This is a genomic window from Pseudomonas emilianonis, from assembly GCF_023072625.1.
Lineage (GTDB): Bacteria > Pseudomonadota > Gammaproteobacteria > Pseudomonadales > Pseudomonadaceae > Aquipseudomonas > Aquipseudomonas paraveronii.
Genome location: NZ_JAKNRV010000685.1, coordinates 1 through 1,162, shown reverse-complemented (window position 1 = coordinate 1,162; position 1,162 = coordinate 1). Strand labels below are relative to the sequence as shown.

The following is a 1,162-nucleotide window of genomic DNA, read 5'->3' as shown; positions in this document are numbered from 1 at the left end:
CGCTGGCCGAACGCAGGCTTGAATCCGTGGGTAACCCGGCAGGACGCCGGGTTAGCCGTCCTGGGCCAAGGATGGCCCATGACGGCGGCCCACGGATTCAAGCCTGCGTTCGGGCACACCGAGCCTAAGCGAGGTGCCGAGTGGTGGGGCAAGAGCGTTTGGGTTACTTTTGCGCTTTTCAAAAGTGACCCGCCGTAAGGGCGGAACCATAAGCCGCCGTTACCAAAGAAACGGATATACACCCCACTCCCCGGGCTGACTACAAGGCCGCCACACCAGCAAACTCCCCCCGTTTAACAGCGACAATCCGTCACTGTTACCAAATCCGAAATAATGCATCTTACGATTTTCGCTTTCTCTCAACGCCCCAGCGCATTATCCTTGGCGGCAATAACCTGAAACGATTCACCCTCGGTCGACCCCATCTTGACGACTAACCCTCGCCATAAAGACAGCGCTGTCTCACACCCAACCGCGCCTGGGGATAAATCACCCGCCTGTGGATAACCCCCGCTATCCCCAGAAAACCCAATTAATGCTGAACCAAGCCCGTGCCAAATCGTCATCTACAGTGAAGACACACGGGGATACATAATTCCAACGTCACGGAGAAACACACTATGAGCACTGATGGTGCCTCAAGCCCAAGCCGCCTGCTGCCCAGGCTGCTAGGCGTCTTGCTGCTGATCATGGGCCTGGCCCTGCTGGCCGGTGGTATCAAGCTGAGCCTGCTCGGCGGGTCGCTGTACTACCTGCTGGCCGGTATCGGCATCACCCTGACCGGCCTTCTGCTGCTGGCCACCCGCCGCGCCGCACTGGGCTATCCGGCCCTGCAACTGTTGATCGAACGGGCCATGTCGCATCAGGACAGCTTCGCGCTCAGCGAAGCCGAACTGCCGCTGGCGATTGATATCTGCCAGCGCCTCGACGGTATCCCGCTGGCCATCGAGCTGGTGGCGGCACAGATCGAACGCTTCGGCTTGCCGGGCCTGCTGGTGCAGATGGAAGACAACTTTCGCCTGCTGACCCGTGGCCGCCGTAGCGCCCTACCCCGTCAGCAGACCTTGCGCGCCACGCTGGACTGGAGTTTCGACCTGCTCTCGCCCTGCGAACAGATCTGCCTGCGCCGCCTGGCGGTGTTTCGCGGCGGCTTCAGCCTGGC

At 60.8% G+C, this 1,162-nt stretch carries 1 pseudogene; it reads left to right on the top strand.

Annotation, left to right across the window (positions count from 1 at the left end):
- Positions 1 to 803 precede the first annotated feature (803 nt).
- Positions 804 to 1,162, top strand: a pseudogene (locus L9Z73_RS31370) (transcriptional regulator); the annotation flags it as partial.